Source organism: Variovorax sp. TBS-050B (assembly GCF_029893635.1).
In the GTDB taxonomy this organism is placed as follows: Bacteria; Pseudomonadota; Gammaproteobacteria; order Burkholderiales; family Burkholderiaceae_C; genus Variovorax.
The window spans coordinates 1923449-1950160 of sequence record NZ_JARXYR010000002.1 but is presented as its reverse complement, the minus strand read 5'-3'; the positions used below and the strand labels follow the sequence as shown (position 1 = coordinate 1950160).

20 protein-coding genes and 1 pseudogene are annotated in these 26712 nt (G+C 71.1%); 10 read left to right on the top strand and 11 right to left on the bottom strand.

The genetic code is table 11. The features are described from left to right. Positions 1-85 precede the first annotated feature (85 nt). The 5 genes from M2165_RS12205 to M2165_RS12185 all read right to left on the bottom strand — a co-directional run bounded on the left by M2165_RS12205 (position 86) and on the right by M2165_RS12185 (position 12249). On the bottom strand, positions 86-5527 hold the full coding sequence (locus M2165_RS12205) for a filamentous hemagglutinin N-terminal domain-containing protein (RefSeq protein WP_280814890.1): 5442 nt from the start codon (positions 5525-5527) through the stop codon (positions 86-88). A gap of 2 nt (positions 5528-5529) precedes the next feature. Further along, positions 5530-7242 (bottom strand): ShlB/FhaC/HecB family hemolysin secretion/activation protein, encoded by a 1713-nt coding sequence (locus M2165_RS12200; protein ID WP_280814889.1) that lies wholly within the window; start codon positions 7240-7242, stop codon positions 5530-5532. Between the two features lie 324 nt (positions 7243-7566). Beyond that, a complete protein-coding gene (locus tag M2165_RS12195; protein ID WP_280814888.1) occupies positions 7567-9666 on the bottom strand; it encodes a CHAT domain-containing tetratricopeptide repeat protein in 2100 nt (699 codons plus the stop codon). Between the two features lie 211 nt (positions 9667-9877). After that, positions 9878-12064, bottom strand: coding sequence for a catalase HPII (gene katE, locus M2165_RS12190; protein WP_280814887.1), 2187 nt, complete (start codon positions 12062-12064; stop codon positions 9878-9880). After that, positions 12061-12249 carry a hypothetical protein gene (locus M2165_RS12185; RefSeq protein ID WP_280814886.1) on the bottom strand — a complete coding sequence of 63 codons (189 nt, stop codon included), beginning with the start codon at positions 12247-12249 and terminating at the stop codon, positions 12061-12063. Before M2165_RS12185 ends, katE begins: the two co-directional genes overlap by 4 nt. 263 nt (positions 12250-12512) lie before the next feature. On the opposite strand from M2165_RS12185, the gene M2165_RS12180 reads away from it, so the two are divergent. Further along, positions 12513-13331: a transglutaminase family protein gene (locus M2165_RS12180; protein WP_280814885.1), complete on the top strand. Its 819-nt coding sequence runs from the start codon at positions 12513-12515 to the stop codon at positions 13329-13331. Between the two features lie 26 nt (positions 13332-13357). Here M2165_RS12180 and ligD read toward each other — a convergent pair. From ligD to M2165_RS12165, 3 genes and pseudogenes are all read right to left on the bottom strand, one after another. Further along, positions 13358-14227 (bottom strand): annotated as a pseudogene (gene ligD / locus M2165_RS12175) (non-homologous end-joining DNA ligase); the annotation flags it as partial. A gap of 179 nt (positions 14228-14406) precedes the next feature. Beyond that, positions 14407-15459, bottom strand: a complete 1053-nt coding sequence (locus tag M2165_RS12170; protein ID WP_280814884.1) for a Ku protein — start codon at positions 15457-15459, stop codon at positions 14407-14409. A gap of 79 nt (positions 15460-15538) precedes the next feature. Then, positions 15539-16543 carry a succinylglutamate desuccinylase/aspartoacylase family protein gene (locus M2165_RS12165; RefSeq protein ID WP_280814883.1) on the bottom strand — a complete coding sequence of 335 codons (1005 nt, stop codon included), beginning with the start codon at positions 16541-16543 and terminating at the stop codon, positions 15539-15541. A gap of 211 nt (positions 16544-16754) precedes the next feature. Here M2165_RS12165 and M2165_RS12160 point away from each other — a divergent pair, with 211 nt between their 5' ends. Further along, positions 16755-17036, top strand: coding sequence for a hypothetical protein (locus M2165_RS12160; protein ID WP_280814882.1), 282 nt, complete (start codon positions 16755-16757; stop codon positions 17034-17036). Positions 17037-17061: 25 nt separating this feature from the next. Here the strand turns inward: M2165_RS12160 and rpe are convergent, their stop codons facing one another. Next, positions 17062-17757 carry a ribulose-phosphate 3-epimerase gene (rpe, locus tag M2165_RS12155; protein ID WP_280814881.1) on the bottom strand — a complete coding sequence of 232 codons (696 nt, stop codon included), beginning with the start codon at positions 17755-17757 and terminating at the stop codon, positions 17062-17064. A gap of 51 nt (positions 17758-17808) precedes the next feature. On the opposite strand from rpe, the gene apaG reads away from it, so the two are divergent. The 5 genes from apaG to M2165_RS12130 all read left to right on the top strand — a co-directional run bounded on the left by apaG (position 17809) and on the right by M2165_RS12130 (position 22632). After that, on the top strand, positions 17809-18204 hold the full coding sequence (gene apaG, locus M2165_RS12150) for a Co2+/Mg2+ efflux protein ApaG (protein ID WP_280814880.1): 396 nt from the start codon (positions 17809-17811) through the stop codon (positions 18202-18204). A gap of 225 nt (positions 18205-18429) precedes the next feature. After that, positions 18430-19701: a cation:proton antiporter gene (locus M2165_RS12145; RefSeq protein ID WP_280814879.1), complete on the top strand. Its 1272-nt coding sequence runs from the start codon at positions 18430-18432 to the stop codon at positions 19699-19701. 101 nt (positions 19702-19802) lie between these two features. Continuing rightward, on the top strand, positions 19803-20924 hold the full coding sequence (locus tag M2165_RS12140; protein ID WP_280817525.1) for a YbdK family carboxylate-amine ligase: 1122 nt from the start codon (positions 19803-19805) through the stop codon (positions 20922-20924). A gap of 74 nt (positions 20925-20998) precedes the next feature. After that, positions 20999-22138 (top strand): XRE family transcriptional regulator, encoded by a 1140-nt coding sequence (locus M2165_RS12135; protein WP_280814878.1) that lies wholly within the window; start codon positions 20999-21001, stop codon positions 22136-22138. Beyond that, complete coding sequence (locus M2165_RS12130; RefSeq protein WP_280814877.1) at positions 22135-22632, top strand: DUF4411 family protein; 498 nt, start codon at positions 22135-22137, stop codon at positions 22630-22632. The genes M2165_RS12135 and M2165_RS12130 overlap by 4 nt, the downstream gene beginning before the upstream one ends. A gap of 27 nt (positions 22633-22659) precedes the next feature. Here M2165_RS12130 and M2165_RS12125 read toward each other — a convergent pair whose 3' ends face one another. After that, entirely contained in the window at positions 22660-23637 is a 978-nt protein-coding gene (locus M2165_RS12125) for a helix-turn-helix domain-containing protein (protein WP_280814876.1), read from the bottom strand. A 101-nt stretch (positions 23638-23738) separates the two neighbouring features. Here M2165_RS12125 and M2165_RS12120 point away from each other — a divergent pair, with 101 nt between their 5' ends. After that, the gene (locus M2165_RS12120) at positions 23739-24365 is read left to right on the top strand and encodes a cysteine hydrolase family protein (protein ID WP_280814875.1); all 627 of its coding nucleotides are present in this window, start codon (positions 23739-23741) and stop codon (positions 24363-24365) included. 35 nt (positions 24366-24400) lie between these two features. Beyond that, positions 24401-25360 (top strand): thiamine-phosphate kinase, encoded by a 960-nt coding sequence (gene thiL / locus M2165_RS12115; RefSeq protein ID WP_280814874.1) that lies wholly within the window; start codon positions 24401-24403, stop codon positions 25358-25360. Here thiL and M2165_RS12110 read toward each other — a convergent pair whose 3' ends face one another. Further along, positions 25361-26080, bottom strand: a complete 720-nt coding sequence (locus tag M2165_RS12110; protein ID WP_280814873.1) for a DUF3053 domain-containing protein — start codon at positions 26078-26080, stop codon at positions 25361-25363. A gap of 76 nt (positions 26081-26156) precedes the next feature. On the opposite strand from M2165_RS12110, the gene M2165_RS12105 reads away from it, so the two are divergent. Further along, a complete protein-coding gene (locus tag M2165_RS12105) occupies positions 26157-26711 on the top strand; it encodes a phosphatidylglycerophosphatase A (RefSeq protein WP_280814872.1) in 555 nt (184 codons plus the stop codon). Position 26712 lies beyond the last annotated feature (1 nt).

The window sequence follows — 26712 nt, the reverse complement described above, 5'->3', positions numbered from 1 at the left end:
TTGCCAGGCCTCTGGGTGCGCCCCCCTCCCGCCGAAGGCGAGAGAGGGGGGAGCCGCGAAGCGGCTTGGGGGGTGCTTCATCACTTCAGAAGTCTGAGCAGCCGTTTCGCCGCTCGGTGTTGACGCAGCTCAGCAGGTTGGGCCGCGAGCGCACGCGCGTCCACTCGCGCGCGAGCAGGTCGCCGTCCTGCGCCGCGCGGTCGCCCTCGAGCGCGCCGGTCGCGAGGCAGATCGGCGCCTGGCCGATGTTGCGGTCGTAGAGCCAGGTCGAGGGCTGCTCGCGCACCACGTCCACCGAGGGCCGCTCGAGCATGCCGAAGTCCACCCGCAGCGTGCCCGGCACCACCTCGATCGCATAGCCCGCGGCCGAGGCGAAGCTGCCGTTGATCGGATAGCTGCCCGGCGGGCTGCCCGGCAGCGCGGTGGTGGAGAGCATGCCGCTAAAGCCCCCGGGGCCGTCGCCGAGGATCAGCCCGTTGATGCTGTAGAGGAACAGCGGATTGGGCATCCACTGCCGGCGCGAGGCGTCGGCGATCACGATCCGCGCCACCGGCTGCTGCGCATAGATGAAGTGGTTGCCGTCCGCCGGCACCGTCACCGTGCACAGGCCGAAGTAGGCGCAGTGGTAGAGGTTGGGCAGCGTGCCCGTGCCCGCGAGGCCGCCGCGCGTCTCGCCGAGCCAGGTGTCGGCCCAGATGCGCCAGTTGCCGCCGCCGATCGCGAAAGTGCCGGCGTTCTGGAAGCGCGAGGCGGCCACGAGCTCGGTGCTTGCGGCGTTGATGTTGGTGGCCAGCGTGAGGTCGCCCGCGAGCGTGCGCACGAACACCGCGTTCGCGGCCATCGAGCCCACGCTGGCCACGGCCGGCTGGTTGCCCGCGGCATCGAAGCCGACGGCGGCCGGCGTGCCGATGGTGACCGCGTTCGCGTCGACGTAGCGGAAGCTGCCCGCCGCACCGCCGCCGACGACGGCGACGTCGTTGACCGCGTTGCCCAGGTCCACCGAGCCGCCCGTCGAGCGCGCGAGCAGGGTGCTCGCGCTGATCGCCCCCGCGGCCGATTGCGCGATGTTGCCCGCCGAGAGCAGCCCCAGCGCCGAGGCCGAGACCGCGCCGTTGAGCGCGATGTTGCCGCCCGCGTCGTTCTGCAGCGTGAGCGCGCCGGGCGTGGCGAGCGGCCCGGCCACCGTGATGTCGCCCGCATGCGTGCTGCTGCCGGCCACGATGGCCGGCGCCGACAGCCGCGCGAACTCGGCCGCCGAGACCGAGAAGCCGCCGCCGCCCGCGCCGCCGAGCACGATCGGCGCGGTCGTCGCATCGAAGGCCGCGAAGTTCGCGTCCATGCCGCCCGGCCGCAGGTCGAGGGTGTTGGCGGCGCTCACGGGCGCACCGATCACGATGGCGTCGGTGCTGCCATTGTTCACCGCCCGCAGCACCACGTTGCCGCTGCCTTGCACGCTCGGCAGCGCACCCGGCGCGCTGACCCCGCCGCCGGCCTGCATCGAGACGCCCGCGCCGCCGTTCTGCGAGGCGCCGGTGATCTCGATGTCGCCGCCGCCGGTGGTGGCGATGCGCGCGCCGTTCTCGAGCCGCACGCCGGTGTCGGCCGGGTTCGAATCGGTGTTGAAGTTGTAGCCGCGCAGCACGATGTCGCCGCTGCCGCTGGTGATCGTGCTGCCGCCGTTCACCAGCACGCCGTGCGCGCCGGCGAAGGTGGCCGAGGCCTGGCGCCGCGCCACGCCCTGCACCGTGATGTTGCCGCTGGTGGTCGAGAGCGCCGAGGTCGTGCGGCCGTCGGTCACGACCACGCCGCTGGTCCAGTCGGCCGAGCTGCCGCGGATGTCGATGCTGCCGGTGGACGCCGAGAGCTGCACGCCCGCGAGCCGCACGTTGCCGGCCGCGATCTGCAGGTTGCCGCCGGCGCCGGCGTCGCTCTGGCCCACGCGCGTGTCGATGCGGGTGTCCACCAGGGTGACGTAGCCGGTGGGCGCGCCCGGCTGGCCGGCGGACAGCGTCACCGCGCCGCCGTCGGTCTGCACCTGCGCGCCGTTCATGTTGATGCTGCCGCTGGTGGGGCTGCCGGTGCCGCGCGCCGTCATGGTGACGCTGCCGCCGTGCGTGTCGATGCTGCCGTTGTAGGTGATGAAGCCGCTGTTGCCCGAGGGCGTGCCGTCGGGGTTCACGCCGGCATCGAACACCACGTTGAGCGCGCCCGCGCCCGAGGAGCGGATCACCGTGTCGCTGCCGCCGCCGAAGATGCCGCCGCCCGAGGCCAGCTCGAAGGTGCGCGCGCCGGAGGCGCCGTCGTAGTCCACCAGCACGTCGTTGGCCAGCGAGATGCTGCCGTTGCCGGGTCCGCCGGTGCCGGTGGTGATCTTCACGTTGGCGCCGCCGTTGAGCGCGGCGTTGATGTCGCCGTCCTGGATCACCGAGTCGGCGAGCGGCACGAAGGGATTGGCCGGCAGCGAGCCCGAGGCCGTGCCGCTGACGATCGAGATGTTGAAGGGATCGATCAGCCAGCTGCCGGCCTGGCCCGCGCTGGCAGAGGTGTCGACGCGGATGCCGCGCAGATCGAGCGCCGAACCCGAGGTCTCGACGAAGCCGCCGTTGCCGCCGCCGGCGCCGGCGCGCGCCGAGAGGTTGCCGTGCGCGCGCAGGCTGTTGCCCGCGAGCAGCACGATGCTGCCGCCGTTGCCCGCGGCCGAGCTGTTGTCGGCGCGGATCGACAGGCTGTTCTCCATCGCGAGCATGCCGCCCGTGCCGTCGGCGGTGCGCACCGTGGCCTCGAGCCGCACACTGCCGCCGCCCGCGCTGCCGCTCGCGTCGGCCAGCGTGCCCGAATCGTCGGAGAAGCTGCCGCTGTAGATGTTGCGGCCGGTGACGCGCACCGACCCGCCCGCGCCGCTTCCGTTGGCCGCGTTCAGCAGCGCGTTCGACTGGCTGCCGCGCTGCAGCAGCACGTCGCCGTCGGCGCCGTCGACGATCACCTGCCCGCCCGCGGCACGCAGGCCTTCGCCCTCGCCGCTCGCGCGCACCCAGACCGCCGCGGGCGTGAGCCGCGCGTCGATGCCGGCCGGCGGCGGCTCCGGCACGCCGAGGCTGTCGAGCACCATGCCCGCGCTGCCCATGGTGCCGCGCACCGCCAGGCTGCGGCCCGTGCCGGCCGAGACCGCCGCGCCGTCGATCAGCACGCCGTGCGAGGCATTGATGGTGGCCGAGGCCGCCAGCGTGCGGAAGCTGGCGTCGTTCAGCAGCGCGTCGAGGTTGGCGCCGCGGCCCTCGATGGCCACGTTGCCGCCGGTGGCGATGTCGCTGTCGCGCACCGCCACGCCGCCGCCCGCCTGGTTGTAGTCGAAGGTGCCGACCGGATCGGTGCCCGCGGTCCAGCCGCGCGAGCTGCCGCGCAGCGTGATGTCGCCGCCGGTCGATGCGATGCGGCTGCGCGGGCCGGGCGTGCCGTCGTTGTCGCTCAGGCCCACCTCGACGCCGCGTGCCATCAGCCCGCCCACGCCGTCGATGCCGATGGCGCCGCTGCCGGTGACGAGCTCCGCGCTTCCGAGCAGCACGCCGGCGCTGGCCGAGAAGAAGGCGCTCGCCACCTGGGTCTGGCCCTGGCCGCGCAGGCTGATGCTGCCGCCACCGGCGCAGCTCGCGGCGCCGGGCGCGCAGGTGGAGATGCGGCTGTTGACGATCTCGACGCCCGCCACCGGCGTGCCGAAGCGCGGCGCATAGCCGATCGCGCGGCCGTTGGCGGCATCGCTCTGGCCGTAGAAGCGCACGTTGCCGCCATTGGTCTCGATGGTGGCGCCGTCGAGCCGGATCGGCGCGCCGATGCTGCTGCCGTCGGCCAGCGGCGCATCGCCCCCGCCGGGCACGGTGCCGTAGGCGTCGGCATTGAAATCGACGTGCAGCGCGCCCGCCTTCGACTGGATCGCCGAGCCCGGGCCCATGCCGATGCCGGTGGCCGAATCGACGCGCAGCGCGGCATCGCCGCCCTGGTCCTTCACGACCTGGCTACCGGCGGCGAAGAACACGCCATAGCGCTCGCGGCCGCCCTCGGCGTTGTCGCCGTTGCTCTGCAGCCGCACGTCGGTGTTGCGGCCCAGCGCGGCGCCGACCGCGCCCGCGTTGACCGGGCTCGCGGCGGTGCCCGCGGCATTGATGTAGCTGCCCGGGTCGTAGGCGGGTGCGTCGTTCGAGACCACCATCTGCTTGTCGGAACGCAGCTCCCAGCGCCCGTTGGCGCCGCCGCCTGCGCCGCCCGCGGCCGACACCGAGAGGTCGCTGCCGACCGCCACCGCGCTCGCGCCGGTGGCCACCAGCCCGCCCGCGCCGCTGCCCGAGCCGTTGGCCGAGAGCGTGCCCGAGAGGTGCAGGCCGAGCGAGGCCGTACCGGGCGCGCCGCCGGGCAGGCTCGCGGGGTCCGCGGCCTCGATGCGAATGGTGCCGCCTGCGGCGTTGCCCGCGCGGCCGTCGGCGCGCAGCGTGGCGTCGGGCGCGACGGCGAGGCCGGTGAGCGCCTTCACCTGCACGGTGCCGCCGCCCGTGTCGCCGCTGGCGTCGAGCGTGGCGCCCTCCACGCGCACGCGGCCCGCGGCGACATCGATGCGCCCGCCCGCGGCCGCGCTGCCGGTGGCATCGAGCGTGCCGCCCACGCGCACCTCGTTGCCCACCCCTGCGCCGAGCACGATCTCGCCGTTGCGCAGGCCGATGCTGCGCGCGCGCACGATGCCGCTCTGGTTCACCACCAGCTCGCCGACGGTGGTGGACTGGCCCACCATCACCACCCGGCCGCCGTCGGCCTGCAGCACGCCGCTGTTCGAGACGGCGGCGTTGGTGGCCATCGAGTCGGTGTTGATCGCGATGCTGGTGAGGCCGTCGCCCGCGAGGTCGAGCGTGATCCTGCGGCCCGAGGCGAGCGCGATCGCCTGGCCGTCGGCCGTGATGCTGCCCGCGTTGCCGACGTCCGCGCCCATCAGCACCACCGGTCCGCCGCTGGCCTGGATGGTGCCGAGGTTGCGCACGGTGGCGCCGTTGGCGTTGTCGCGCTCGAACACCAGGTTCGTGGCGCCTTCCATGAAGCTCTTGTCGCTGGTCGCGAGCGCGAGCGTGGAGGCCACGAGCCCGCCGACGTTGACCTGCGCCGTGCCGTTGAACATCACGCCGTTCGGGTTGATCAGGAACACGCGGCCGTTGGCATTGAGCTGGCCCGCGATGGTCGAGGTCTCGTTGCCGGTCACCCGGTTGAGCAGGATGCTCGCGGCGTTCGGCTGCTGGATGTTGACGGCGCCGCCCGCGCCGATCGAGAAGGTCGTCCAGTTGACGATGCCGCGCTGCGTGCTCTGCGTGAGGTTCATCACGCCGCCGTTCTGGCTCATCGCGACGCTGCCGCCGACCAGCGAGAAGCCGGTGGGCAGCACCTGCGCCATCGCGGGCGCGGCGCCGGCGCAGATCAGCGACAGCGCCACCGGCCGCAGCCGCAGGCGGCGCGCGGCCGCGCGAAGAAGAGGGGGAGAGGTGCGTGGCTTCATGATCAGAAGGCTTTCTGGACCTGGACGTAGAGCCGCGGATTGCGCCCGCCGCCGTCGGTCTGCGCGCGCGGCGTGCCGTCGCGCCAGGCCAGCGTCGCGTTGACCGAGAAATTGCCCGGGCGCGACCAGCTCAGGCCGAGGCCGAAGCCGCGCAGGCTGCGGGTGTTGTCGCCGTCGAAGGGCGTCGGGCGGCGCGCGATGCGGCCGCGCGCGGCGTCGTAGAAGACGAAGGGCGTGAACGCCTCGTCGAGCGACCAGCGCCATTCGACCGTACCGATCACGCCCTGGTCCACCAGCGCCTCGCCCGAGGGATAGGCGCGCACCGCGCGCGCGCCGCCGAGCGCGAGCTTCTCGGAGGCGTCGAGGTTCTTGCTGGCCCACTGGCCGCCGACCGAGAGGTACAGCGAATGGCGCGGCACGATGGCCTGCAGCCGCGAGACCTGGAAGCTCAGCTTGGTGAAGCCGCCCTCGGTGCCGCGCCCGCCGAAGCTCTGGTCGGCCTGCCGGCTCTCGGCATCGCGGATCGAAAGATCGCCGTGGTAGAGCGTGCCCGAGCTGGCCCAGTAGCCGCCGCCGAGCAGCTCGTCGCGCCGCTCCCAGGTCCAGCCGAGGCCGAAGCCCTGCACACGCTTGCGGGCCGTGAAGCCGACGCCGCGCAGCTCGTCGGTGAGATCCTTCACGTCGGCATTGAGGCGCAGGAACAGGTTCTGCTGGCGCTGGCGGATCAGCGGATAGTTGAGCGCGAAGTCGAGCACGTCGGCGCGGCCCTGCGCCTCGAGGTCGACGAACTGGCCGCCGAGCTCGTAGCTGACGCGTGCCAGCCCCACGCCGGCGCGCAGGCCGCTGGTGCCGATCGGCGCCTCGTAGGCGATGCGGCCGAACTGCAGCGCGTTGCTGTCGGACACCATGAGCCGCATGTCGAGGTTGTCGCCGATGCCGAAGGGGCTGAGCCAGCGCGCGGTGCCGCCGACGCGGAAGCGCCCCGACTCCTTGGTGCCGTGGTTGTCGGCCTCGGCCGAGAAGGCCCAGCGCGAGGCCGCCGCGACCTCGACCGAGAGATCGGTGGTGCCGGGTTGCGTGCCCTCCTGCAGCGCCGACGAGACCTTGAGGCCGGGCTGGTCCGACAGCAGCAGCATCGCGCGCTCGTAGGCCGGCGCATTGACCGCCTCGCCGGGCGCGAGCGGCGCGAGGAAGCCGCGCACGCGCGACTCGGCGATCGGCGCATCGGGCGCGACCACCACGTCCACGCGGCCGAGCCGGCCTTCGACGACGCTGATCTCGACGATGCCGCCCTGCACCGTCTGCACCGGCACCACCGCCTGCGCGAGGAAGTAGCCGCGCGCCTTGTAGCGCGCGGTGATGGCTTGCGCCAGGCCTTCGAGATCGCCGAGCGTGACGCTGCGGCCGATGTAGGGGCCGGTGATGGCCTGCAGCTCCTCGTTGCTCAGCGCCTTGACGCCGTTGAGCCGCAGGTCGTTGAGCACGAACGAGGCCTCGCCTGGCGCCGGGCGCGCCGGCAGGCTCTGCGGCGCGACGGCGCCGGTGGGCGCCTGGGCGAGCGGGCGGTCGCAACTGCCGCAGGGGTCGGCGGTGGGCAACAGCGTGGTGGCGCCCTCCTGCTGCGCATGCGCGCGACCGGGGGCGGCGAGCAGGGTGGCGCCGAACAGGGCCGCGGTGGCGAGGGCGATGGGGGTCGAGCGTGGGCAGGCGCGCATGTCAGGGCTCCACCGCGGGGTGTTGCTGTTGCTGTTGCTGTTGTTGCGTTGAGTGCTGCTGTTCGGGGCGTGTGCGCAGGGCACCGGGTGCGCCCCTCCGCGAATGTCCCCCGCCTTCGGCTCCTCCTTTATTTCGCTGCGGGGCGCACCCGGTACCCTGCGCACGATGGGCGCGGTGCGGGGGCGGGCGGTTCTTGCGCTGCGCTTCTCGATCGCGCCCTGACAGCAAGCAGAGGCAGCGACCGCACGGAGGCCGCCGTGCTCCCACCCCTGCCCTTCCCCGGGAGGGGAGGGAGAAATGCGCGCGAGGAGAACGAACGTGGTTCATGCCGGGCTCCCCACGGTGAGGCGCCAGTTGCCGATCAGGTTGAACGGCGCCCAGAAGAAGGGATGGGCCATCTTCGGGTCGCGCAGCACCGCGAGCTGGCCGGCCTGCACCGCCTTCTGCAGGTCGCGGCCCTTGGCGAGCTCGCCGTAGAGCGTGCCCATGAGCACCGCGGTGGCGTCGTCCGACACCGGCCAGAGCGAGGCGATCAGGCTCGAGCTGCCGGCCGAGAGGAAGGAGCGCGTGAAGCCCAGCACCTCGTCGCCCTGCGCGATGCGCCCCAGCCCCGACTCGCAGGCCGAGAGCGTGACCAGCGCCGTGCCGTCCATCGGCAGGCCGAGGATCTCGTGCGCCTCCAGGAAGTTCTGCCTGCCGCCCTCGTTCGCGAGCAGGATGCGCGAGTACAGCGGGTCGACCGCGTCGGCCTCGGCATGCGCGGCCACGTGCATCAGCGGCGAGCGCGCGGCCACCTCGCGGAACTGGGTCTTGGTGGCCGCCGGGCCCATGTACAGCGTGTTGCGCGGAAAGAGCTGCGCGAGCTGCTTCACCTCGGCCTCGGCGCCCGGCAGGTCGTACTTGTCCTCGATGCGCGGGTTGCCGAAGGCGGTGAGCGCCGCATTCACGCGCGGCGTGCGCTGCGCGAGCTGCACCGCGATGCTGATCGACGGCGCCACCGCCACCGGATGGGTCTCGATCACGTAGCGCCCGTCGAGGCGCAGCGCCTGGAACGGCAGGTAATGCAGCGGCCCGTGCGGCACCACCACCAGCCGCTGCCCGGGCGCGAGGCCGAGCGGACCGAGCAGCGCCGCGCCGAGCCGGTCGGCATTGGTGACGGCCGCGCGCCGGCCGCGCACGATGGAATTGCGGAACACCTCGACCAGTTCGGTCAGTTCCTCGCGGCGCACGGCCACGGTGCTGGCCTTGATCTCGGCCGGCCCCACCACCCACACCAGCAGCCGGTCGGGCAGGGAATGGAACTGCACCACGCGCTCGTCGGGCGCGAGCGCGCCCTGCAGCGTGGCGAGATCGACGGTGGTCGCCGCGCGCTCGCTGATCTTCGCGCGGCCGCGCACCGCGTCGAGCAGCGCGCGCGAGCGGCTGCGCTCGCTCACCTCGAAGGCCTGGCGCGCATCGCCCGCGTCGTTGTAGATGCCGACCGCGCGCTCGAACACCGTCTGCAGGTCGGAGAACAGGCCCATCTTGAATTCTTCGCTGCGGAACTTCGCGCGCACCTGGTCCACGCTGCCGAGCGCATGCGCCACCGCCTCGGCCGCGGCCTGCTCGCGGCCGAGCGCGAGCTCGCTGCGCGCCACGCCGTCCCAGGCCCAGAGGCGGTAGTACTCGGCGTCGGTGCCGGCCTGCCGTGCGGTGAGCGCGCGGTACAGGTCGCGCGCCTCGGCGGGCCGGTTCTCGGCCAGCAGCAGCCGGGCGCGCGTGCGGTCCAGCTGCGCGGCCAGCGGTGCGTCCTTCGGCGGCGGCATGGCGGCGAGCACCTGGCGTGCGCGCGCGGCGTCGCCCGCCTCGATCAGCGCGTTGACGAGCGAGGCCTGCACCAGCGGCGCATAGCGCGCCGAGCTGTTGGCCAGCGCCTCGTCGTAGCTGAGCACCGCGCCCGCATGGTCGCCGCGGCGCGTGCGCACGTCGCCGATCACCTTGTGCGCCGGGCCGACCACCAGCTTCGGATCGCGTGCCGGATGACGCAGCGCCTCGCGCGCGAACTGCTCGGCCTTGTCGAGCTGGCCCGAATAGCTGTAGACGATCGCGAGGTCGCGGTGCGCCATCGCGAGCAGGTTCGGATCGCGCGTGGCATTGGCGAGGTGCAGCGCCTTGCTCGCGGCGCGCACGCTCTGGCGGAATTCGCCGGCCTCGGCCAGCGCCACGGCCTGGCTGCAGTACTGGTAGCCCGAGAGCTTGACCGCGTCCTGGCCGTAGAGCACCGCGCCTTCGCTGGTCAGCGCGAGCAGGGTGTCGGTGTCCGCCAGCCGGGCCTGTTCCGCGCGGCTCGCGGCGGCCTCGGCGCTGGGCACGGCCTGCGCGAAGGCCGCGGCCCCGTGGCCGAGCAGCGCGAGCGCCAGGCCCGCGGCGCCGAGCGCGTGCACGAGCAGCCTTTCACCACGACGGGCCGAGCGACCCGATCCCGATCTCGAAAACCACGTCATTGGACCCCCGCGTGCGGCCCCTGCGCCCGCGGTCGCGGGATGCCGGCGCCGCCGAAGTGGGCACCGTTCAGGCCTTGTGGGGAAAGTCTAGGAGCGCCCTCGCGCGCCGCCTATTCGCAAGACGGTCTAGCGCGAAAGAACTAGCGCCCGCTCAGGCGGGCACGGCGTCGATGTTGGCGCGGTCCCAGTGGCGGTGCTTCGCGATCGCCGCGATGAAGGCCTGCGCGATCTGCGTCGCCTCGGTGGTGTCGCCGAGGTTGGTGACCGGCGTGGCCGCGATCACCACGCCCGCGGGCGCGCCGGCCTGCTGCGCGTTGGCCCCGATGCCGAGCGTGGACAGCAGCTGCACGCCCTCGCCCACGGTGCAGATCGCCTTGCAGTGCTTGTAGGCCTCGAGCACGAAGTGCACCGCATCGCCCGAGCCCGCGAGCGTGGAGACGCCCAGGCTGCCGCCGGGCACGAGCACCGCGTCGAACACCACCGAGGGCGCGTTGGCGAAGGTCATGTCCACGTCGATCTGCCGCTTCGAGGCGCTCGCGATGGTGCCCAGCCGCATGCCGACCACCTTGCACTGCGCGCCCGCCAGTTCCAGCGCATCGCGGATCGGCTTCAGCGAGGCCGAGTCGATGCCGTCGGCCGCGAGGATCGCGATGCGGCGCGTGCGCACCGTGCCGTCGCCGGTGTCGACCATGCGCAGCGCGGGCGATTCCTCGATCGGCAGCGTCATGCGGTGCTCGCGGAAGCCGGCACGGCCCGCGGCGGCCTTGGCGTCGGGCGCGCCGATGCCCAGCGGCTCGGCCACGCGGCGCGCGAGCTTCTCGTCGACGTGCGCGAGGTTGTCGACCATGCGCTGCCGGATCGCGGGCACGTCCACCTTCGAAAGCTCGAAGCGGAACGCCGCGACGATGTGCTCCTTCTCGGCCGCGCTCTGGCTGTTGAAGAACAGCCGCGCCTGCGTGAAGTGGTCGTCGAAGGTGGGGCTGCGCCGGCGCACCTTGGGCGACTCGATCTCCTCGGGATAGGACTGGAAGCCCACGCTGCCGCCGTCGACGCGGAACTCCTTGCCGTCGCCGAGCGAATTGGGTTCGTAGGCCACCTGGCCGCGCGCGATGGTCTGGCGGTGCATGCCGTCGCGCTGGAAGTTGTGGAACGGGCACACCGCCTTGTTGATCGGCAGCTCGTGGAAGTTTGCGCCGCCCAGGCGCGAGATCTGCGTGTCGGTGTACGAGAACAGCCGCCCCTGCAGCAGCGGGTCGTTGCTGAAGTCGATGCCCGGCACCACGTGGCCGGGGTGGAAGGCCACCTGCTCGGTCTCGGCGAAGAAGTTGTCGGGGTTGCGGTTGAGCACCAGCCGGCCGATGCGCTGCACCGGCACCATCTCCTCGGGAATCAGCTTGGTCGGATCGAGCAGGTCGAAGCCGAGCGTCTGCGCGCGGTCGGCCGGCACCAGCTGCACGCCGAGCTCCCACTCGGGGAAGTCGCCGTGCTCGATGGCTTCCCACAGGTCGCGGCGGTGGAAGTCGGGGTCCTTGCCGGCGATCTTCTGCGCCTCGTCCCAGGCCAGGCCGTGGATGCCGAGCTTCGGCTTCCAGTGGAACTTGACGAAATGGCTCTCGCCGCGCGCGTTGACGAAGCGGAAGGTGTGGACGCCGAAGCCTTCCATCATCCGGTAGCTGCGCGGGATCGCGCGGTCGCTCATGGCCCACATGAGCATGTGGGTGCTCTCGGGCATCAGCGAGACGAAGTCCCAGAAGGTGTCGTGCGCGCTCGCGGCCTGCGGCATCTCGTGGTGCGGCTCGGGCTTGAGCGCGTGGACCAGGTCGGGGAACTTCATCGCGTCCTGGATGAAGAACACCGGGATGTTGTTGCCCACGAGGTCGTAGTTGCCCTCGCGGGTGTAGAACTTGACGGCGAAGCCGCGCACGTCGCGCACGGTGTCGGCCGAGCCGCGCGAGCCGGCCACGGTGGAGAAGCGCACGAACACCGGCGTCTTCGCGTCCGGGTCCTGCAGGAAGTCGGCCGAGGTGAACTGCGACATCGACTTGTAGACCTGGAAGTAGCCGTGCGCCGCCGCGCCGCGCGCATGCACCGCGCGCTCGGGGATGCGCTCGTGGTCGAAGTGCGTGATCTTCTCGCGCAGGATGAAGTCTTCGAGCAGCGTGGGCCCGCGCAGTCCCGCCTTGAGCGAGTTGTGGTTGTCGGGGATCTGAAGACCCTGGTTGGTCGTCAGGTTGAGCGCGTGATCGGTCGCGAAGCCATCGAGTTGCTGCTGCTTGGCATTGCTGCCGTCCGTGGCCTTCGAGCGGCGTCCGGCGGCGGCCTTGTTCTGTGGCGTCATCGAGGATCTTTCATGGGAGGGTCAACTTCGTTGTCGAGAAACATGTCCAGCACGTTCACCACCGCGATCAGGCAGATGAACCCCGCCACGGCGGCGACCACCCAGAACAGGATTTCATCACCCCAAGCACCGGTGAGTGAATCGAACAGCGACGCTAAATCCATGATTCGCTCCAGCAGATCCAATGAGAAAAAACACGATGCTTGTGCCGCAGCCCGGGCAGACCGCGGGTGCGGCCGCAGGGCGATTGCGTGCGGTCACAAAGGTTAAGTTTTTCTCATCCTGTTACCCGTAGTGGCGGCGCGCCCGGCGATGTGGGAGAGCGCGCGAGCCCCGGGTAGGAGCGCACCGACAGCGTCCGGACTACGACGCTTCGGGCCGCGCGCTCCCCCGCCGCGGCAGATGCGCCCCGTAGCATCGGCCTGAACAATCCAACGAGGGACCCCAGATGCAGATCAGGATCGGCTTCGACATCGAGCTTGCCGTGACGGCCCCGACCGCGCTGGTCTACATGCTGCAGGTGCACCCCTCGCGGGCGGCCGACCTGCAGGCTGGCGAGCACATCACCATCAGCCCGCCGCTGCCCACCGACCACTACATGGACGGCTACGACAACCACTGCGCGCGGGTGCGCATTCCGGCCGGCGTGCCGAGCGTGCGCCTGCGCAACCATGCGGTGATCTTCGACCCGGGCTGGACCGACCCGGTCGACTACGGCGCGATCGAGCACACGCCCTCGGGGCTGCCCGTCGCCGCCCTGCCCTTCCTGCTGCCGAGCCGCTACTGCGAGGTCGACAGCGAACTGCAGGCCTTCGCCTGGGACAACTTCCTGCAGGTCACGCCGGGCTGGCACCGGGTGCAGGCGATCTGCGACTTCGTGCACCAGCACCTGCGCTTCGACTACCGCAGCGCGCGGCCCACGCGCACCGCGCTCGACGCCTTCCGCGAGCGCACGGGCGTGTGCCGCGACTTCGCGCACCTGGCGATCACGCTGTGCCGCTGCATGAACATCCCCGCGCGCTACGCCACCGGCTACCTCGGCGACATCGGCGTGCCGCCGATGCCGAATCCGATGGATTTCAGCGCCTGGTTCGAGGTCTACCTCGGCGACCGCTGGCACACCTTCGATGCGCGCCACAACATCCCACGCATCGGCCGCGTGCTGATCGCGCGCGGCCGCGACGCGGCCGACGTGGCGATCACGACGGTGTTCGGCGCCAACGAGCTGCGCCGCTTCGAGGTGACGACGGAGGAAGTGCCGGCGTAGCCGTGCCCCGAGGCGGCGGCGCCGTCTCAGGGCATGTAGCCGAGCATCGCCATCGCCTTGCGCAGGCCGGTGCGGCGCTGCTCCATCGCCTCCCACGGCGCATTGCCGACGGCGATGCGCTCGGCCGCGTTGGCGACGGTCCAGTGCGCGGGGCCCGAAAGGTCGGGCAGTTCCTCCCACGCCAGCGGCACCGAGATGCCCATGCCGGGCCGCGCGCGCGCCGACCAGGCGCAGGCGGTGGTGGCGCCGAAGCCGTTGCGCAGGTAGTCGGCGAATATCTTTCCGACACGGTTGCGCGGTCCGCTCTTGGCGACGAAACGCTCGGGCACGATGCGCGCGAGGTGCTCGACGATCGCGCGCGAGAAGCCCCGCACCTCGTCCCAGCCCAGGTCGCGCCTGAGCGGCACCACCACGTGCAGCCCCTTGCCGCCGCTGGTCTTGAGGAACGAGGGCAGGCCGAGCTCGTCGAGCAGCAGATGCACCAGCAGCGCCGCCTCCTGGATCTGCTGCCAGTCGACGCCCTCGCCGGGGTCGAGGTCGAAGGTCATGCGGTCGGGCTTGGCGATGGCGCGCGAGGTGGCGTTCCAGGTGTGCAGCTCGACGGTGTTGAACTGCGCGGCGCCGAGCAGCGCGCGCGGCGTGTCGATCTGCAGCAGCGGCTCGTGGCCCGGATCGAGCGCGGGGTCGAGCAGCTTGATGCCCGCGATCTCGCTGTGCTGCGCATGCTTCTGGAAGAACAGCTCGCCGCCCACGCCATCGGGCGCGCGCACCAGCGCCACCGGCCGGCCCTTGAGGTGCGGCAGGATCAGCGGCGCGACGCTTGCGTAGTAGGCCGCGAGATCGCCCTTGGTGAGGCCGCTCGCGGCATCGATCACGCGCTCCGCGTGGGTGACGCGCGGGAGCTTGACGTTGCTGCTCGCGGTCGCGGCGGCTGCGCGCTGCGGCTGGGGACGGCTTGCGCGCTCGCGGATCCGCGCGGCCTCGGGCGGCCAGGTCGTGGTGCCGCGGGCGGTCATTGGACGACCTTCGCCCTGGCGGGCTGCGGTGCGAGCCTCTTCGGGCGGCCGGGCGGCGCTCATGCCGCGCGGCGCCGGGCCGCGGCGGTCTTGGTGGTGGTGCCGGTGCGCTTGCGGGCGGCGCTGGCCGTGGTCTTGGCGGCGGTCTTGCCGTGCGCCTTGCCCTTGGTCTTGGCGCTGGCGCGAGGCTTCGATTTCGCGGGCGCGGCATCTTCGCCGTCGTCTTCGTCGTCGTCATCCTCGTCGGCGGCGCGGGACGCGGCCGACTGCTTGCCGCCTCCGCCGCCCTTGCGCAGGCTGCGCTGCAGCAGCTCGGTGAGGTCGATGATCTTGGCGCCGCGGTTCTCGATGGTCTGGCTTTCCTCGGGCTCGATCGGCGTCACGGTCTCGGTCTGGCCGGCGGCGACCTTGCGCTCCACCAGCCGCATGATCTCGTCCTTGAACTCGTCCTTGAAGCGGTCCGGGTCCCACTCGCCGCTCATGTCCTCGACCAGCTGCTCCGCCATCTTGAGTTCGCGCTCGGTGAGGCCGGCCTTCTTGGCGTTCTCCGAAGGCAGCGGCAGCTCGTCCCAGGGCCGGATGTCGGCGCCCCAGCGCAGCAGGTTCAGCACCAGCCCCGCGCCCACGGGCACCAGCGCGGCCAGGTGCTGCTTGGTCTGGATCACGACCCGCGCCACGCCGATGCGGCCGGTGCGCTGCAGCGTCTCGCGCAGCAGCGCATACACCTTGGTGCCGCGGTTGATCGGCGCCACGTAGTAGGGCCGCTCGAGGTAGACGAAGGGAATGCCGTTGGCGGGCACGAAGCTCTCGATCTCGATGGTCTGCGTGGTCTTGGGATACGCATCCTCGATCTCCTTCGGGCTCAGCACCACGTACTCGCCGTCCTCGTACTCGATGCCCTTGACGATGTTCTCGCGCGCGATCTCCTTGCCGGTCTTCTTGTTGATGCGCTTGTAGCCCACCGGGTCCATGGTGCGCTTGTCGAGCCAGTCGAAGTCGATCCCCTGGCTGGAGGTGGCGGAATACAGCGCGACCGGGATGTGGACGAGGCCGAAGCTGATCGCGCCCTTCCACAGGACGCGCGGCGCGGATGCTTTTTTCGAGACTGCCATGGACACACTCCTTCAGTCTGCGAACTTTGCGCGCCTGCGCCGCGCCGGGTGTAGGAGCGTGGCGGCGCGGCGCGTAGGTTCAGGCGGCGGCAGCCGGCGCCGGCCCGAGCACGCGCTCGCTGGGCCGGGCGAAGTAGAACCATTCGGCGCCCGGCAGCGCGAGCGGGTTGGGAAACACGATGAAGCCGTCGTCCGGCGCGCAGAGCAGCGTGCCGTCGTGGCGCATGCCGATGGGTTCGCCGCGCCGCACCGCATCGAAGGTCGCCCAGTCGCGCACGAAGCTGTCGTCCTCGTGCAGCCGGTCGGTCACGCTGGCGAGCCGGAGCAGCCGCGGCGGCGCCGGCGGCAGCGCCGCGAGCCCCTGTGGCAGCGGCGCCATGCCGAGCAGCGCGAGCGCGCGGCGGATCGCGCGCCAGGCGACCTCGGGCGCCTCGGGGTCCTGGTGCTGGCCGCATTCGAGCGTGACGCCGTAGCCGCCGCAGCTGCGGATGTACTCGTTGGTGCCGCGGCCGAAGTCGATGGCGTCCTCCGCCACCGCGCCGCCGGCGGCGCGCTGCGCGAGCCCGGCGGCGTAGATGTCGAGCCAGCCCTCCACCACGATCGGGGTGCCGAGGTGCAGCGCGAGCAGCCCCTCCTCCGCGGCGCGCGCGAAGGGCTCGAGCGAACCGGTGTTGTCGCGCGGCCCGATCATCGCGAAGGCCTCGCCGGCGCTCTGGAAGGAGTGCAGGTCGAGCAGCACGTCGTGCCGCTCGATGACCGGGCACAGCACGTTGGTCACGCGGCCTTCGTAGTCGGCGGGCGCCGCCTGGGGCTTGAACAGGCGGTTGAGGTTGCGCTCGCCCTCGCGCTGCAGGCGCCGGCGCGCGAGCGGATTGGCCACGGGCACGAGCGTGAGCTCGCCGCGCAGCAGCTGGAAGGCGCCGCCGTCGAGCTCGGCCAGCACGCGCTCGATGCCGGCGGTGCCGCAGGTCTCGTCGCCGTGCACGCCGCCGAGCACGAGCAGCCGCGGGCCGGGGTTCAGCGAAGCGAAGGCGTGGATGCGCAGGCTGTCGGTGGCCGTGGCGGCCAGGGGATCGGAGGACATCCGGGCGATTATTGCGGAGGGCTCCGGCCCACGCAAAGATGCTCCTGTATCGATAGCGCGATCCTCAGGCGCCTTGTGGCCCTGCGCGGTGCCTGCCCGCGGCGCGGCGGACCTACAGCGCCTGCCTCGGCTGTCCTACCGGGGCGCCGGGTGCGGCGGGGCACGCTGAGCGGTGCAACCTACGAACGCGTAGCAGTGAAGGAACCATGCCATGAGCAGCAGCAGCCAGCCCCCGTCGCCCAAGAAGGACCCCGCCACCCCGAACGACCCGCTGCGCGACGCGGGCGGCGGCGACACCAAGGTCGAGCAGGGCGGCGATTCGGCGCCGCGCCTGCCGCACGAGCGCGACCAGTCCGCCGACAGCCAGGAGGCGCAGGACGGACAGCATTCGCAGATGGGCCGCAAGGGCCACGACGACGTCGAGCGCGGCGTGGTCGACACCAGCCGCGGCGCCGAGACCGACCGGGTCTACAACGACAAGCTCCGGCGCTGAGCGCCGACCGCGCCGGCCACCCCGCTCAGCGCTGCGCCACGCCCGCGAGCTGCGCGCGCATCTGCGCGATCACCGCCGCGTAGTCCTTGGCATTGAAGATCGCGCTGCCGGCCACGAAGGTGTCGGCGCCCGCCGAGGCGACGCGCGCGATGTTGTCGGCCTTGATGCCGCCGTCCACTTCGAGCCGGATGTCGCGGCCGCTCTGCGTGATGCGCTCGCGCGCGAGCTCGATCTTGCGCAGCGCCGAGTCGATGAAGCTCTGGCCGCCGAAGCCCGGGTTCACGCTCATGATCAGGACCAGGTCGATGTCGTCGATCGCCCAGTCGAGCGCCTCCAGCCCCAGCCCCGGGTTGAACACCAGCCCCGGCTTGCAGCCCGCGGCGCGGATGGCCTGGATGCTTCGGTTCACGTGCGGCGAGGCGTCGGGATGGAAGCTGATGTAGTCGGCGCCCGCCTCGGCGAACGCGGCGGCGAGCGCATCGACGGGCTCGATCATCAGGTGCACGTCGATCGGCACCGGCGTGCCGTCGGCGGTCCTGGCATAGGGCCGCAGCGCCTTGCAGACCATCGGACCGAAGGTCAGGTTCGGCACGTAGTGGTTGTCCATGACGTCGAAGTGGATCCAGTCGGCGCCGGCAGCGATGACCCGGGTCAGTTCGTCGCCCAGGCGGGCGAAATCGGCGGAGAGGATGGAGGGGGCGATGCGGAACGGCGTGCTCATGGCGCCGATTGTCGCAGCCGCCGCCGGCCCCGGCCAGTTACCATCGCGCCCATGTCCCAGAGCCCCTTCAGTGTCCAGGTCGAGCCGCGCTACCTCGCGGACCAGTCCTCTCCCAAGGACAAGGTCTACACCTTCGCCTACACCGTCACGGTGACCAACGTGGGCCCGACGGGCGCGCAGCTCATCGCCCGCCACTGGCTCATCAACGACGCCTCGGGCCATGCGCAGGAAGTCAAGGGCCTCGGCGTGATCGGCCAGCAGCCGCTCCTGGCACCCGGCGAATCGTTCCGCTACACGAGCGGCTGCCGGCTGCAGGCGCCGAGCGGCACGATGCACGGCAGCTACCTGGTGGTGACCGAAGAGGGCGAACGCTTCGACGTGCCGATCCCGATGTTCGTGCTGGAGGCCGACATCGGCGGTGCGCCGGTCTCCCGGGTGCTGCACTAGCACGGCGCCGGCCGGATCTGGCCGCCGGCATGATCGCGGGCGGCACAGAAAACGCCCTTGTCCTGCACGGGCCTGTCGCTGCGATGCGTTACAAACCCGCATCGGCGCTTTTCCCGGCGCCGCTCGGGCGCGAGGGTGGGACGACTTCATGCGCACACGCATTCCGGGCCTGGCTTCCTCCGCTCCCGTGCGGACGCAGCCGGCCATCCGCTTTTTCCTATCTGAATGAATCTGACGAATTTCATCAACGAGATGCTGGGCTTCTGGTCCGAATGGCTGCGGCCGTCGGCCGGCCTGCCGACGGTGCTGTGGTCGCTGCTGCTGGCGGCCGCGGCCGTCTCGGGCCATGTGGTGCAGCGCTACCTCGGCTTTCCGAAGGTGGTGGGCTATTCGATGGTCGGCGCGGTGTTCGGCTTCGCCGGCTTCGAGGGCGCGATCTGGCCGCTGCGCGGCATCAGCCTGTTCCTGCTCGAGCTCGGCGCGGCCGTGGTGCTGTTCGAGGCCGGCGGCCGGCTGCCGCTGCGCTGGTTCCGCCACAACCCGATGGTGCTGGTGCAGAGCCTGCTCGAAGCCACGCTGACCTACTTCGGCGTGCTGTGGATGCTGCGGCTGCTGGGCCTGCCCGATCCGGTGGCGAACCCGATCGCGCTGATGGCCATCGTCGCCTCGCCCGCGGTGCTGAGCCGCGTGATCATGGACACCCGCGCCTCGGGCCCGGTGACCGAACGCGCGATGACGCTGGCCACGCTCAACACCTTCTACGCGCTCGCGCTCGGCTATGCGCAGGCCGGCCTGATCGAGCGCGCGCCGCAGACGCTGCTGCAGAAGCTCTATCCGGTGGCGGTGGTGCTCGGGCTCTCGTTCGTGATCGGCGGCATCCTCGCGCTGGCGCTGCGCATGGCGCTGCGCTTCATGAGCCCGACGAGCGAGAACACCTCGATCCTGCTGCTCGCGCTGATCGCGGCCGGCGCGGCGCTGACCGCGCATTTCGGCGGCTCGGCGCCGCTCGCGGCGCTGGTCGGCGGCGTGCTGCTCAAGACGCTCAATCCCAAGCCCTGGGCCTGGCAGCGGCAGCTCGGCACCGCCGCCTCGCTGCTCACGATGCTGATGTTCGTGCTGGTGTCCATGGTCGCGGCGCAGGCCGACTGGACGCTGCCCGTGGCGAGCGTGGTGCTGGCGGTGATCGGCATCCGGCTGTTCGCCAAGATCGCGGGCGTGGCGATCGCCAACCCCGGCAGCGGCGCGAGCTGGAACCAGGCCTTCTGGGTCGGCTGCGCGATGTCGCCGCTGTCGTCGATCGCGCTGCTGATCGCCTCGAACTTCACCACCGCCTCGCCGCTGCTCGGCACCATGATCACGCAGGTGGCGCTGCCCTCGATCCTGCTGATGGAAGTGCTCGGCGCGGTGCTCGCCACGGTGGCGATCCATGCCGTCGGCGAGAGCTCGGTGCCCTGGGCGCCGCAGGCCTTCAGCACCACGGAGGACACGCAGCGATGAGCGCGCCCATGCCCCTGAACGACGCCGCCGCGGCCGCGAACCCCGCGGACAGCGACGACTTCCGCACCGCCCCGCTGCCCGCGGACCCGGAAAGCCGCGTGGTGCAGCTCGAGCCCTTCAACCGCTCGGAGGCGCTGTCGCTCGGCGTGGAGCTCGAGCTGCAGCTCGTCAACACGCACGACTACGACCTCGCGCCCTATGCCGAGGACATGCTGCGCCTGATGGCGCAGACCCCGCTGCCCGGCAGCGTGGTGCCCGAGATGACCTCGAGCATGATCGAGATCTCGACCGACATCTGCCATTCGGCCGAGGACGTGATCCGCCAGCTCACGCCGATCCGCGAGGCGCTGATCCGCAATGCCGACAAGCTCAACATCGCGGTGGTCGGCGGCGGCACGCATGCGTTCCAGCAGTGGCACGAACGGCGCATCTACGACAAGCCGCGCTTTCGCGAGCTGTCGGAGCTCTACGGCTACCTGAGCAAGCAGTTCACCATCTTCGGCCAGCACGTGCACATCGGCTGCCCCGACGCCGATGCGGCGCTCCTGATGCTGCACCGCATGTCGCGCTACATCCCGCACTTCATCGCGCTGTCGGCCTCGTCGCCCTTCGTGCAGGGGCAGGACACGCAGTTCGATTCGGCGCGGCTCAACTCGGTGTTCGCCTTCCCGCTCTCGGGCCGCGCGCCCTTCACGCTGAGCTGGAAGGAGTTCGAGGCCTACTTCGAGCGCATGACCCGCACCGGCGTCGTGCGCAGCATGAAGGACTTCTACTGGGACATCCGGCCCAAGCCCGAGTTCGGCACCATCGAGATCCGCGTCTTCGACACGCCGCTCACCGTCGAGCGCGCCGCCGCGCTCGCGGGCTACGTGCAGTCGCTGGCCGCGTGGTTCCTGCAGGAGCAGCCCTTCGAGCCGACCGAGGACGACTACCTCGTCTACACCTACAACCGCTTCCAGGCCTGCCGCTTCGGCCTCGACGCGGTGTACGTCGACCCCGCCACCGGGCAGCACATGCCGCTGCGCGACCACATCCTCATGACCATGACCCAGCTCGAATGGCACAGCGAGGCGCTCAACGCCACGCGCGCGCTCGGCGAGCTGCGCACCAGCGTCGAGGCCAACCGCAACGACGCGCGCTGGCTGCGCGAGAAGCAGGGCAAGGAGCGGCTGCTCGCGGAGGTGGTGCGGCAGGCGGCGCTGCGGTTCCGCGGCGGATCGTAGAGTTTTTCCGCCCGCGCGAAATCCCGCTGGACGATTCGGGCACGCTGCCGCGTGCCATCCCTTATCCTTGAGGTATGGCAACCCAGGCACTCATCAACCCTGCGCTCTTGCGTTGGGCCCGAGACCGTGCGGGCTTGTCTCTCGAGGACGCCGCGCAAACTGCCAATGTCAAATCGGCGCAACTCGCCTCGTGGGAAGCCGGGGAAAGCCGCCCCACCTTTCGCCAGGCACAGCATCTGGCGCACGCACTTCACGCCCCGTTCGGATACCTGTTTCTTGATGCGCCGCCTCAAGAGACGCTCCCGCTTCCCGATCTGCGAACCGTGGCTGGTCGGCCCGCCGAGCCCCCGAGCCTCAACCTTCTCGACACTGTCCGCATCGCCTTGCAACGCCAGGCTTGGTATTTGGAGTATCGGCAAGATCATGAGTTGGACTCGCTTCCTTTCGTCGGCCGTTTCAACACCAGTGCACGGATCGAAGACGTAGCTGCAGATATCCGGCGAGAGCTGAAGGTTGACATCGAAACAGGACAGCGGACCTGGGAGGTTTACTTTCGAGATCTGGTCCAGGCTGCGGAACGCGCCGGGGTCCTGATCATGCGAAGCGGCGTCGTAGGGAACAACACGCGTCGAAAACTCGAAGTGAGCGAATTTAGAGGCTTCGCAATCAGCGATGCGCAAGCGCCGGTCGTCTTCATCAACTCGGCGGATGCTCCGGCAGCAAGGCTCTTCACCTTGCTGCACGAACTGGCACATATCTGGATCGGCAGCAGCGGTGTTTCCCATGTGTCGCCAGCCGATGCCCGTCATGAAGAAGTTTTCTGCAATGCTGTCGCGGGCGAGTTTCTGGCGCCTGAACACACTTTCCGAGCACACTGGCAATTGGCGCCGGAAGAGTTCGACAGCCGGATCGCGGAACTGGCCGCACGGTTCCACGTCAGTCGCTTCGTCATCATGCGGCGCGCACTGGACCTGGGTTTGATCGACCGAGCGATCTACAACGACCGCTACTTCGCCATGCTTGCTGCATTCCGGAATCAGGAGAATGCGGGAGGAAGCTTCTACCGCAACGCCGAGTTCAAGAACAGCGCGAGGTTCGCACAGGCGGTCGTGACAGAAGCCCTGAGCGGCCGCCTTCTTCTACGCGACGCGGGCCGATTGCTCGGCATACAGCCAGACAAGATTCGAAAGTTTGCTGAGCAGCTCGGGTCATGAGTTATCTGCTGGATTCCAACACCCTCATCGAGGCCAAGAACCGCTACTACCAGATGCGTTTCTGTCCCGGATACTGGACTTGGCTGACCCGGACGAAACGCGAGGGAAGGCTGGCCAGCGTCGAGAGCGTAAGTGCGGAACTTCGTCGGGGAAACGATGAGCTCGCGCAGTGGGTGAAGTCGCAGGCGGACCTCTTTCTGGCCGAGTCGGACGAAGCCACGCAAACAGCCTTCGCCGAAATTGCAGGACATCTCGCGGCGCAGACAACGAGCATGAAAGCTGGCGCGCTCGACGAGTTTCTGAGCGGTGCTGATCCCTGGTTGATCGCCAAGGCGCGTGTCACGGGCCATACCATCGTGACGCACGAGCGCCTGAATCTGCAGAACCGCAAAAAATTCCTGATTCCCAATGTCTGCCAGCACTATGGCGTCGCCTGGATCGATACCTTCGACCTGCTAGACCGTTTGGACGCAAGATTCATTCTCTCCGACTGAACAAGTCGCAAGCAATTTGCTCCCCGCTCAAGCCGCCCCGGCCTGCTGCGAGAACTGCCGCCGATACGCCGCCGGCGAGACCTTGAACGCCGAGGTGAAGTGCTTGCGCAGCGACACCGCCGAGCCGAAGCCCGCATCCGCGGCCACGCGCTCCACGGGCCGGTCGGTGGTCTCGAGCAGCCGCTGCGCGAGCGCGAGGCGCTGGTTCTGCAGCCACTGGCCGACCGTGGTGCCCGTGGCCTCGCGGAAGCGCCGCGTGAAGGTGCGCCGGCTCATCAGCGCGCGCCGGGCGAGCGCATCGAGTTCGTGCGCGCCCTGCAGGTGGCGGCCCAGCCATTCGAGCAGCGGTGCGAGCCGGTCGCCGTCGGCGGCGGCTGCGATGGGCTGCTCGATGTACTGCGCCTGCCCGCCCTGCCGGTGCGGCGCCACCACCATGCGGCGCGCCGCGCGGTTCGCGGCCTCGGCGCCGTGGCGCACGCGCAGCAGGTGCAGGCAGCAGTCGATGCCCGCGGCCGTGCCGGCCGAGGTGAGCACGTCGCCGTCGTCCACGTAGAGCACCTCGGGATGCAGCCGCACCTTCGGGTACTTGCGCGCGAACGTATCGGCGAGCTTCCAGTGCGTGCTCGCGGGCCGGCCGTCGAGCAGCCCGGCCTCGGCCAGCACGAAGGCGCCGAGGCACAGGCCCACCACGATCGCGCCGCGCCGGTGCGCGGCCTCGAGCGCGCGCAGCAGCGCGGGTGGCGCGGGCCGGCCGTCGTCGCGCCACGAGGGCACGATCACGATCTGCGCCTGGCGGATGGCCTCGAGGCCGTGCGGCACCGAGAGCGTGAAGCCCGCGTTGGTGGCGAGCGGCCCGGGCTCGAAGCCGCAGACGCGCAGGCGGAAGCGCGGCTCGCCGGTCTCGGTGCGGTCTTCGCCGAAGACCATGCAGGGCACGGACAGGTGGAAGGGGCTGATGCCGTCGAAGGCGACGACGGCGATGGTTTCCGGGGTGGTCGAGGCCATGGCCCGATCTTATCGACGAATGGCATCCGGGCCACTTTCTCGCGCGGCCGGCGGCCTCCAGAATCGGTGCCATCGCAACCCATCTTCAAGAGCCATACGCCATGAGCCAGACCGCACCGCGCCGCGCCCTCGTCGTCATCGACGTGCAGAACGAGTACTTCGAAGGCGGCGGCCTGCCGATCGAATACCCGCCCGTCGAGCAGTCGCTGCCCAACATCACCCGCGCCATGGATGCCGCGCGCGCCGCCGGCACGCCGGTGGTGGTGGTGCGCCACCATGCGCCCGCGGGCGCGCCGGTGTTCCAGGCCGATGCGCACAACGGCCAGCTGCATCCCGAAGTCGCGAAGCGGCCGCACGACCACCTGGTCACCAAGGCCTTCCCGAGCGTGTTCACCGGCACCGACTTCGGCGACTGGATCGCGGCGAACCGCATCGACACGCTGAGCGTGGTGGGCTACATGACGCACAACTGCGACGCCTCGACCGTGTTCGAGGCCATGCACCGCGGCCTGAAGGTGGAGTTCCTCTCGGACGCGAGCGGCGCCCTGCCCTACGCCAACGCCGCCGGCCGCGCGAGCGCCGAGGAGATCCACCGCGTCTTCAGCGTGGTGTTCCACAGCAACTTCGCGGCCGTGACGACCACCGGGGCCTGGATCGAAGCGCTGCAGGCCGGCACCGCGATCGAGAAGGACAACGTGGTCATGTCGAACCGGCGCGCGCGGGCCTGACCGGGCGTGCGCACGCGGGGCGCTATGCTCGCCCCATGGGTGAATTCGACCTGATCGCACGCTACTTCCACCGCCCCGCGAAGCGCTCGCCGCTCGGCGTGGGCGACGACTGCGCGCTGCTGGCGCCGGCACCGGGCATGCAGCTCGCGGTGTCGTCGGACATGCTGGTCGAGGGCCGGCATTTCCTCTCGACGGTCGATCCGGTACGGCTCGGCCACAAGGCGCTGGCGGTGAACCTCAGCGACCTGGCGGCCTGCGGCGCGAAGCCGCTGGCCTTCACGCTCGCGCTGGCACTGCCGGCGGTGGATGCGCCGTGGCTCGAGGGCTTCTCGCGCGGGCTGCTGGCGCTCGCGGACCAGCATGGCTGCGAGCTGGTGGGCGGCGACACCACGCGTGGGCCGCTCAACATCTGCATCACGGTGTTCGGCGAAGTGCCGGCCGGCGCGGCGCTGCTGCGCTCGGGCGCGCGCGCGGGCGACGACATCTGGGCCAGCGGCACGCTCGGCGATGCGCGGCTCGCGCTCGAGGTGTTCCGCGGCACGCTGGCGCTGCCGGCCGAGGCTTTCGAGGCGGCACGCACGCGCATGGAGCAGCCCACGCCGCGCGTCGCGCTGGGCCAGGCGCTGCGCGGCACGGCCTCGGCGGCGGTGGACGTGAGCGACGGCCTGGTGGGCGACCTGGGCCACATCCTCGCGGCCAGCCGGGTCGGCGCCACGCTCGACGCCGACGCGGCCGCGGGCCTGGTGGCCGCCGCCGGCACGCCGGGGCTGGACGCCGAGACGCTGCGCGGCTGCGCGCTCTCGGGCGGCGACGACTACGAGCTGGTGTTCACCGCGCCTGCCGCGGCGCGCGCCGCGGTCGAGCAGGCCGGCCGCGAGAGCGCCACGCGCGTCACGCGCATCGGCCGCATCGAGGCCGCGCCGGGGCTGCGCATCGTCGATGCCGCCGGCGCGCCGGTGGCGCAGCGCTTCGGCTCCTTCGACCACTTCGGCTGATCAGGACCCGCGCACCATCGCCTGCATCTTGGCCTGCGCGGCGTTGATCGCCTTCGACTGGCCGTTGAGCGCCTGCAGCATCCGGTCGAGCTCGGCCTGCACGGCCGGATCGGTGACGCGCAGCGTCGTCCCCGAGACCTGGATCTTGGCCTTGTTCTTCTCGATGTAGTCGCCGAGCGCGAGCGCGCCGTCGAACACGCCGTCGAGCGCGGGGAACACCTCCTTGAAGGTGGCGGCGGGCGCCGAGACGGTCTTCTCGTAGGCCTTGTCGTAGACCGCCTTGAGGTCGTCGGGCTGCTGCAGCCTGGCGCGCGCGCCGTCGGCCTTGGCGAGCTCCTGGTCGAGCGCGGTGCGCAGGCCGCCCAGGCCCTGCTTCGCGGCCTGGATGTCGTCGCGCCGCGCCGCCAGGTCGGCGACCGAGCGCAGCGCGCCCTTGGCCATGACCTGGGTCATCGGCTGGCTGACGGACTTGTTCATGCCCTCGTTGAAATCGGCGATCACCGCGTAGTGCTGCGCATAGTCGCCGAACGAGGCCTTTTCCTCGGCCGTGGGCGCGGGCACGCGCAGGCCCGGCTTGTCGAGCACGCGCGCCTGCAGGAAGCCGATGAAGGCGGCGCGCTGCGCGGGTTCCTTGCTGCCGCAGGCCGCGAGCAGCAGTCCGAAGACGAGGCAGGCGCAGAGCGCGCGGAAACGGCCGATTCGGGCGGAGGTGATGTGCATGGCGTGATGGCGCTCGCGCGCAAAAGACGAGGCGCCGAGCATACGGCGTGCGCCGGATGCGCGACACTCCGGGGCGATGCAAGCCGATCCCTCCGTTCTTCCTCCTTCCGCCTCCGCGCCGCCACGCCCCACCGCCGCCTTCCTGCGCGCGCACCCGGCGCACCTGATCGCCCTGGGCTTCGGCGCCGGGCTGCCGCGCATGGCGCCGGGCACCGTGGGCACGCTCTGGGCCTGGGCGGCCTTCGCGGTGATGCAGCTCTGGTTCTCGCCGGCCACCATCGGCTGGATCATCCTGGCCTCGCTGCCGCTCGGCTGGTGGGCCTGCAGCATCACGGCGCGCGACCTCGGCGTGACCGATCCGGGCTGCGTGGTCTGGGACGAGGTGGTGGCGTTCTGGCTCGTGCTGTGGCTCGTGACGCCGGCCGGGCTGCTCGCGCAGGCGGTGGCCTTCGGCCTGTTCCGCTTCTTCGACGCGGTCAAGCCCGGGCCGGTCGGCTGGGCCGATGCGCTCTACAAGACGCCGGCCGGCGCACCGGTGAACTGGTGGCGCGCGGGCTTCGGCATTCTTTTCGACGATCTGGTGGCGGCCTTCTGCACGCTGCTGGTGATTGCGCTCTGGCGCGCATGGTGAG

Excerpts from the sequence above, each read along its gene's own strand:
- M2165_RS12165 (WP_280814883.1), bottom strand. The coding sequence starts at position 16,543 with ATGTCCTCCGATCCCCTGGCCGCCACGGCCACCGACAGCCTGCGCATC.
- rpe (WP_280814881.1), bottom strand. The coding sequence starts at position 17,757 with ATGAGCACGCCGTTCCGCATCGCCCCCTCCATCCTCTCCGCCGATTTC.
- apaG (WP_280814880.1), top strand. The coding sequence starts at position 17,809 with ATGTCCCAGAGCCCCTTCAGTGTCCAGGTCGAGCCGCGCTACCTCGCG.
- M2165_RS12145 (WP_280814879.1), top strand. The coding sequence starts at position 18,430 with ATGAATCTGACGAATTTCATCAACGAGATGCTGGGCTTCTGGTCCGAA.
- M2165_RS12125 (WP_280814876.1), bottom strand. The coding sequence starts at position 23,637 with ATGGCCTCGACCACCCCGGAAACCATCGCCGTCGTCGCCTTCGACGGC.
- M2165_RS12105 (WP_280814872.1), top strand. The coding sequence starts at position 26,157 with ATGCAAGCCGATCCCTCCGTTCTTCCTCCTTCCGCCTCCGCGCCGCCA.
- M2165_RS12110 (WP_280814873.1), bottom strand. The coding sequence starts at position 26,080 with ATGCACATCACCTCCGCCCGAATCGGCCGTTTCCGCGCGCTCTGCGCC.
- M2165_RS12160 (WP_280814882.1), top strand. The coding sequence starts at position 16,755 with ATGAGCAGCAGCAGCCAGCCCCCGTCGCCCAAGAAGGACCCCGCCACC.
- M2165_RS12180 (WP_280814885.1), top strand. The coding sequence starts at position 12,513 with ATGCAGATCAGGATCGGCTTCGACATCGAGCTTGCCGTGACGGCCCCG.
- katE (WP_280814887.1), bottom strand. The coding sequence starts at position 12,064 with ATGACGCCACAGAACAAGGCCGCCGCCGGACGCCGCTCGAAGGCCACG.
- M2165_RS12200 (WP_280814889.1), bottom strand. The coding sequence starts at position 7,242 with ATGCGCGCCTGCCCACGCTCGACCCCCATCGCCCTCGCCACCGCGGCC.
- M2165_RS12170 (WP_280814884.1), bottom strand. The coding sequence starts at position 15,459 with ATGGCAGTCTCGAAAAAAGCATCCGCGCCGCGCGTCCTGTGGAAGGGC.
- thiL (WP_280814874.1), top strand. The coding sequence starts at position 24,401 with ATGGGTGAATTCGACCTGATCGCACGCTACTTCCACCGCCCCGCGAAG.
- M2165_RS12130 (WP_280814877.1), top strand. The coding sequence starts at position 22,135 with ATGAGTTATCTGCTGGATTCCAACACCCTCATCGAGGCCAAGAACCGC.
- M2165_RS12205 (WP_280814890.1), bottom strand. The coding sequence starts at position 5,527 with ATGAAGCCACGCACCTCTCCCCCTCTTCTTCGCGCGGCCGCGCGCCGC.
- M2165_RS12120 (WP_280814875.1), top strand. The coding sequence starts at position 23,739 with ATGAGCCAGACCGCACCGCGCCGCGCCCTCGTCGTCATCGACGTGCAG.
- M2165_RS12135 (WP_280814878.1), top strand. The coding sequence starts at position 20,999 with ATGGCAACCCAGGCACTCATCAACCCTGCGCTCTTGCGTTGGGCCCGA.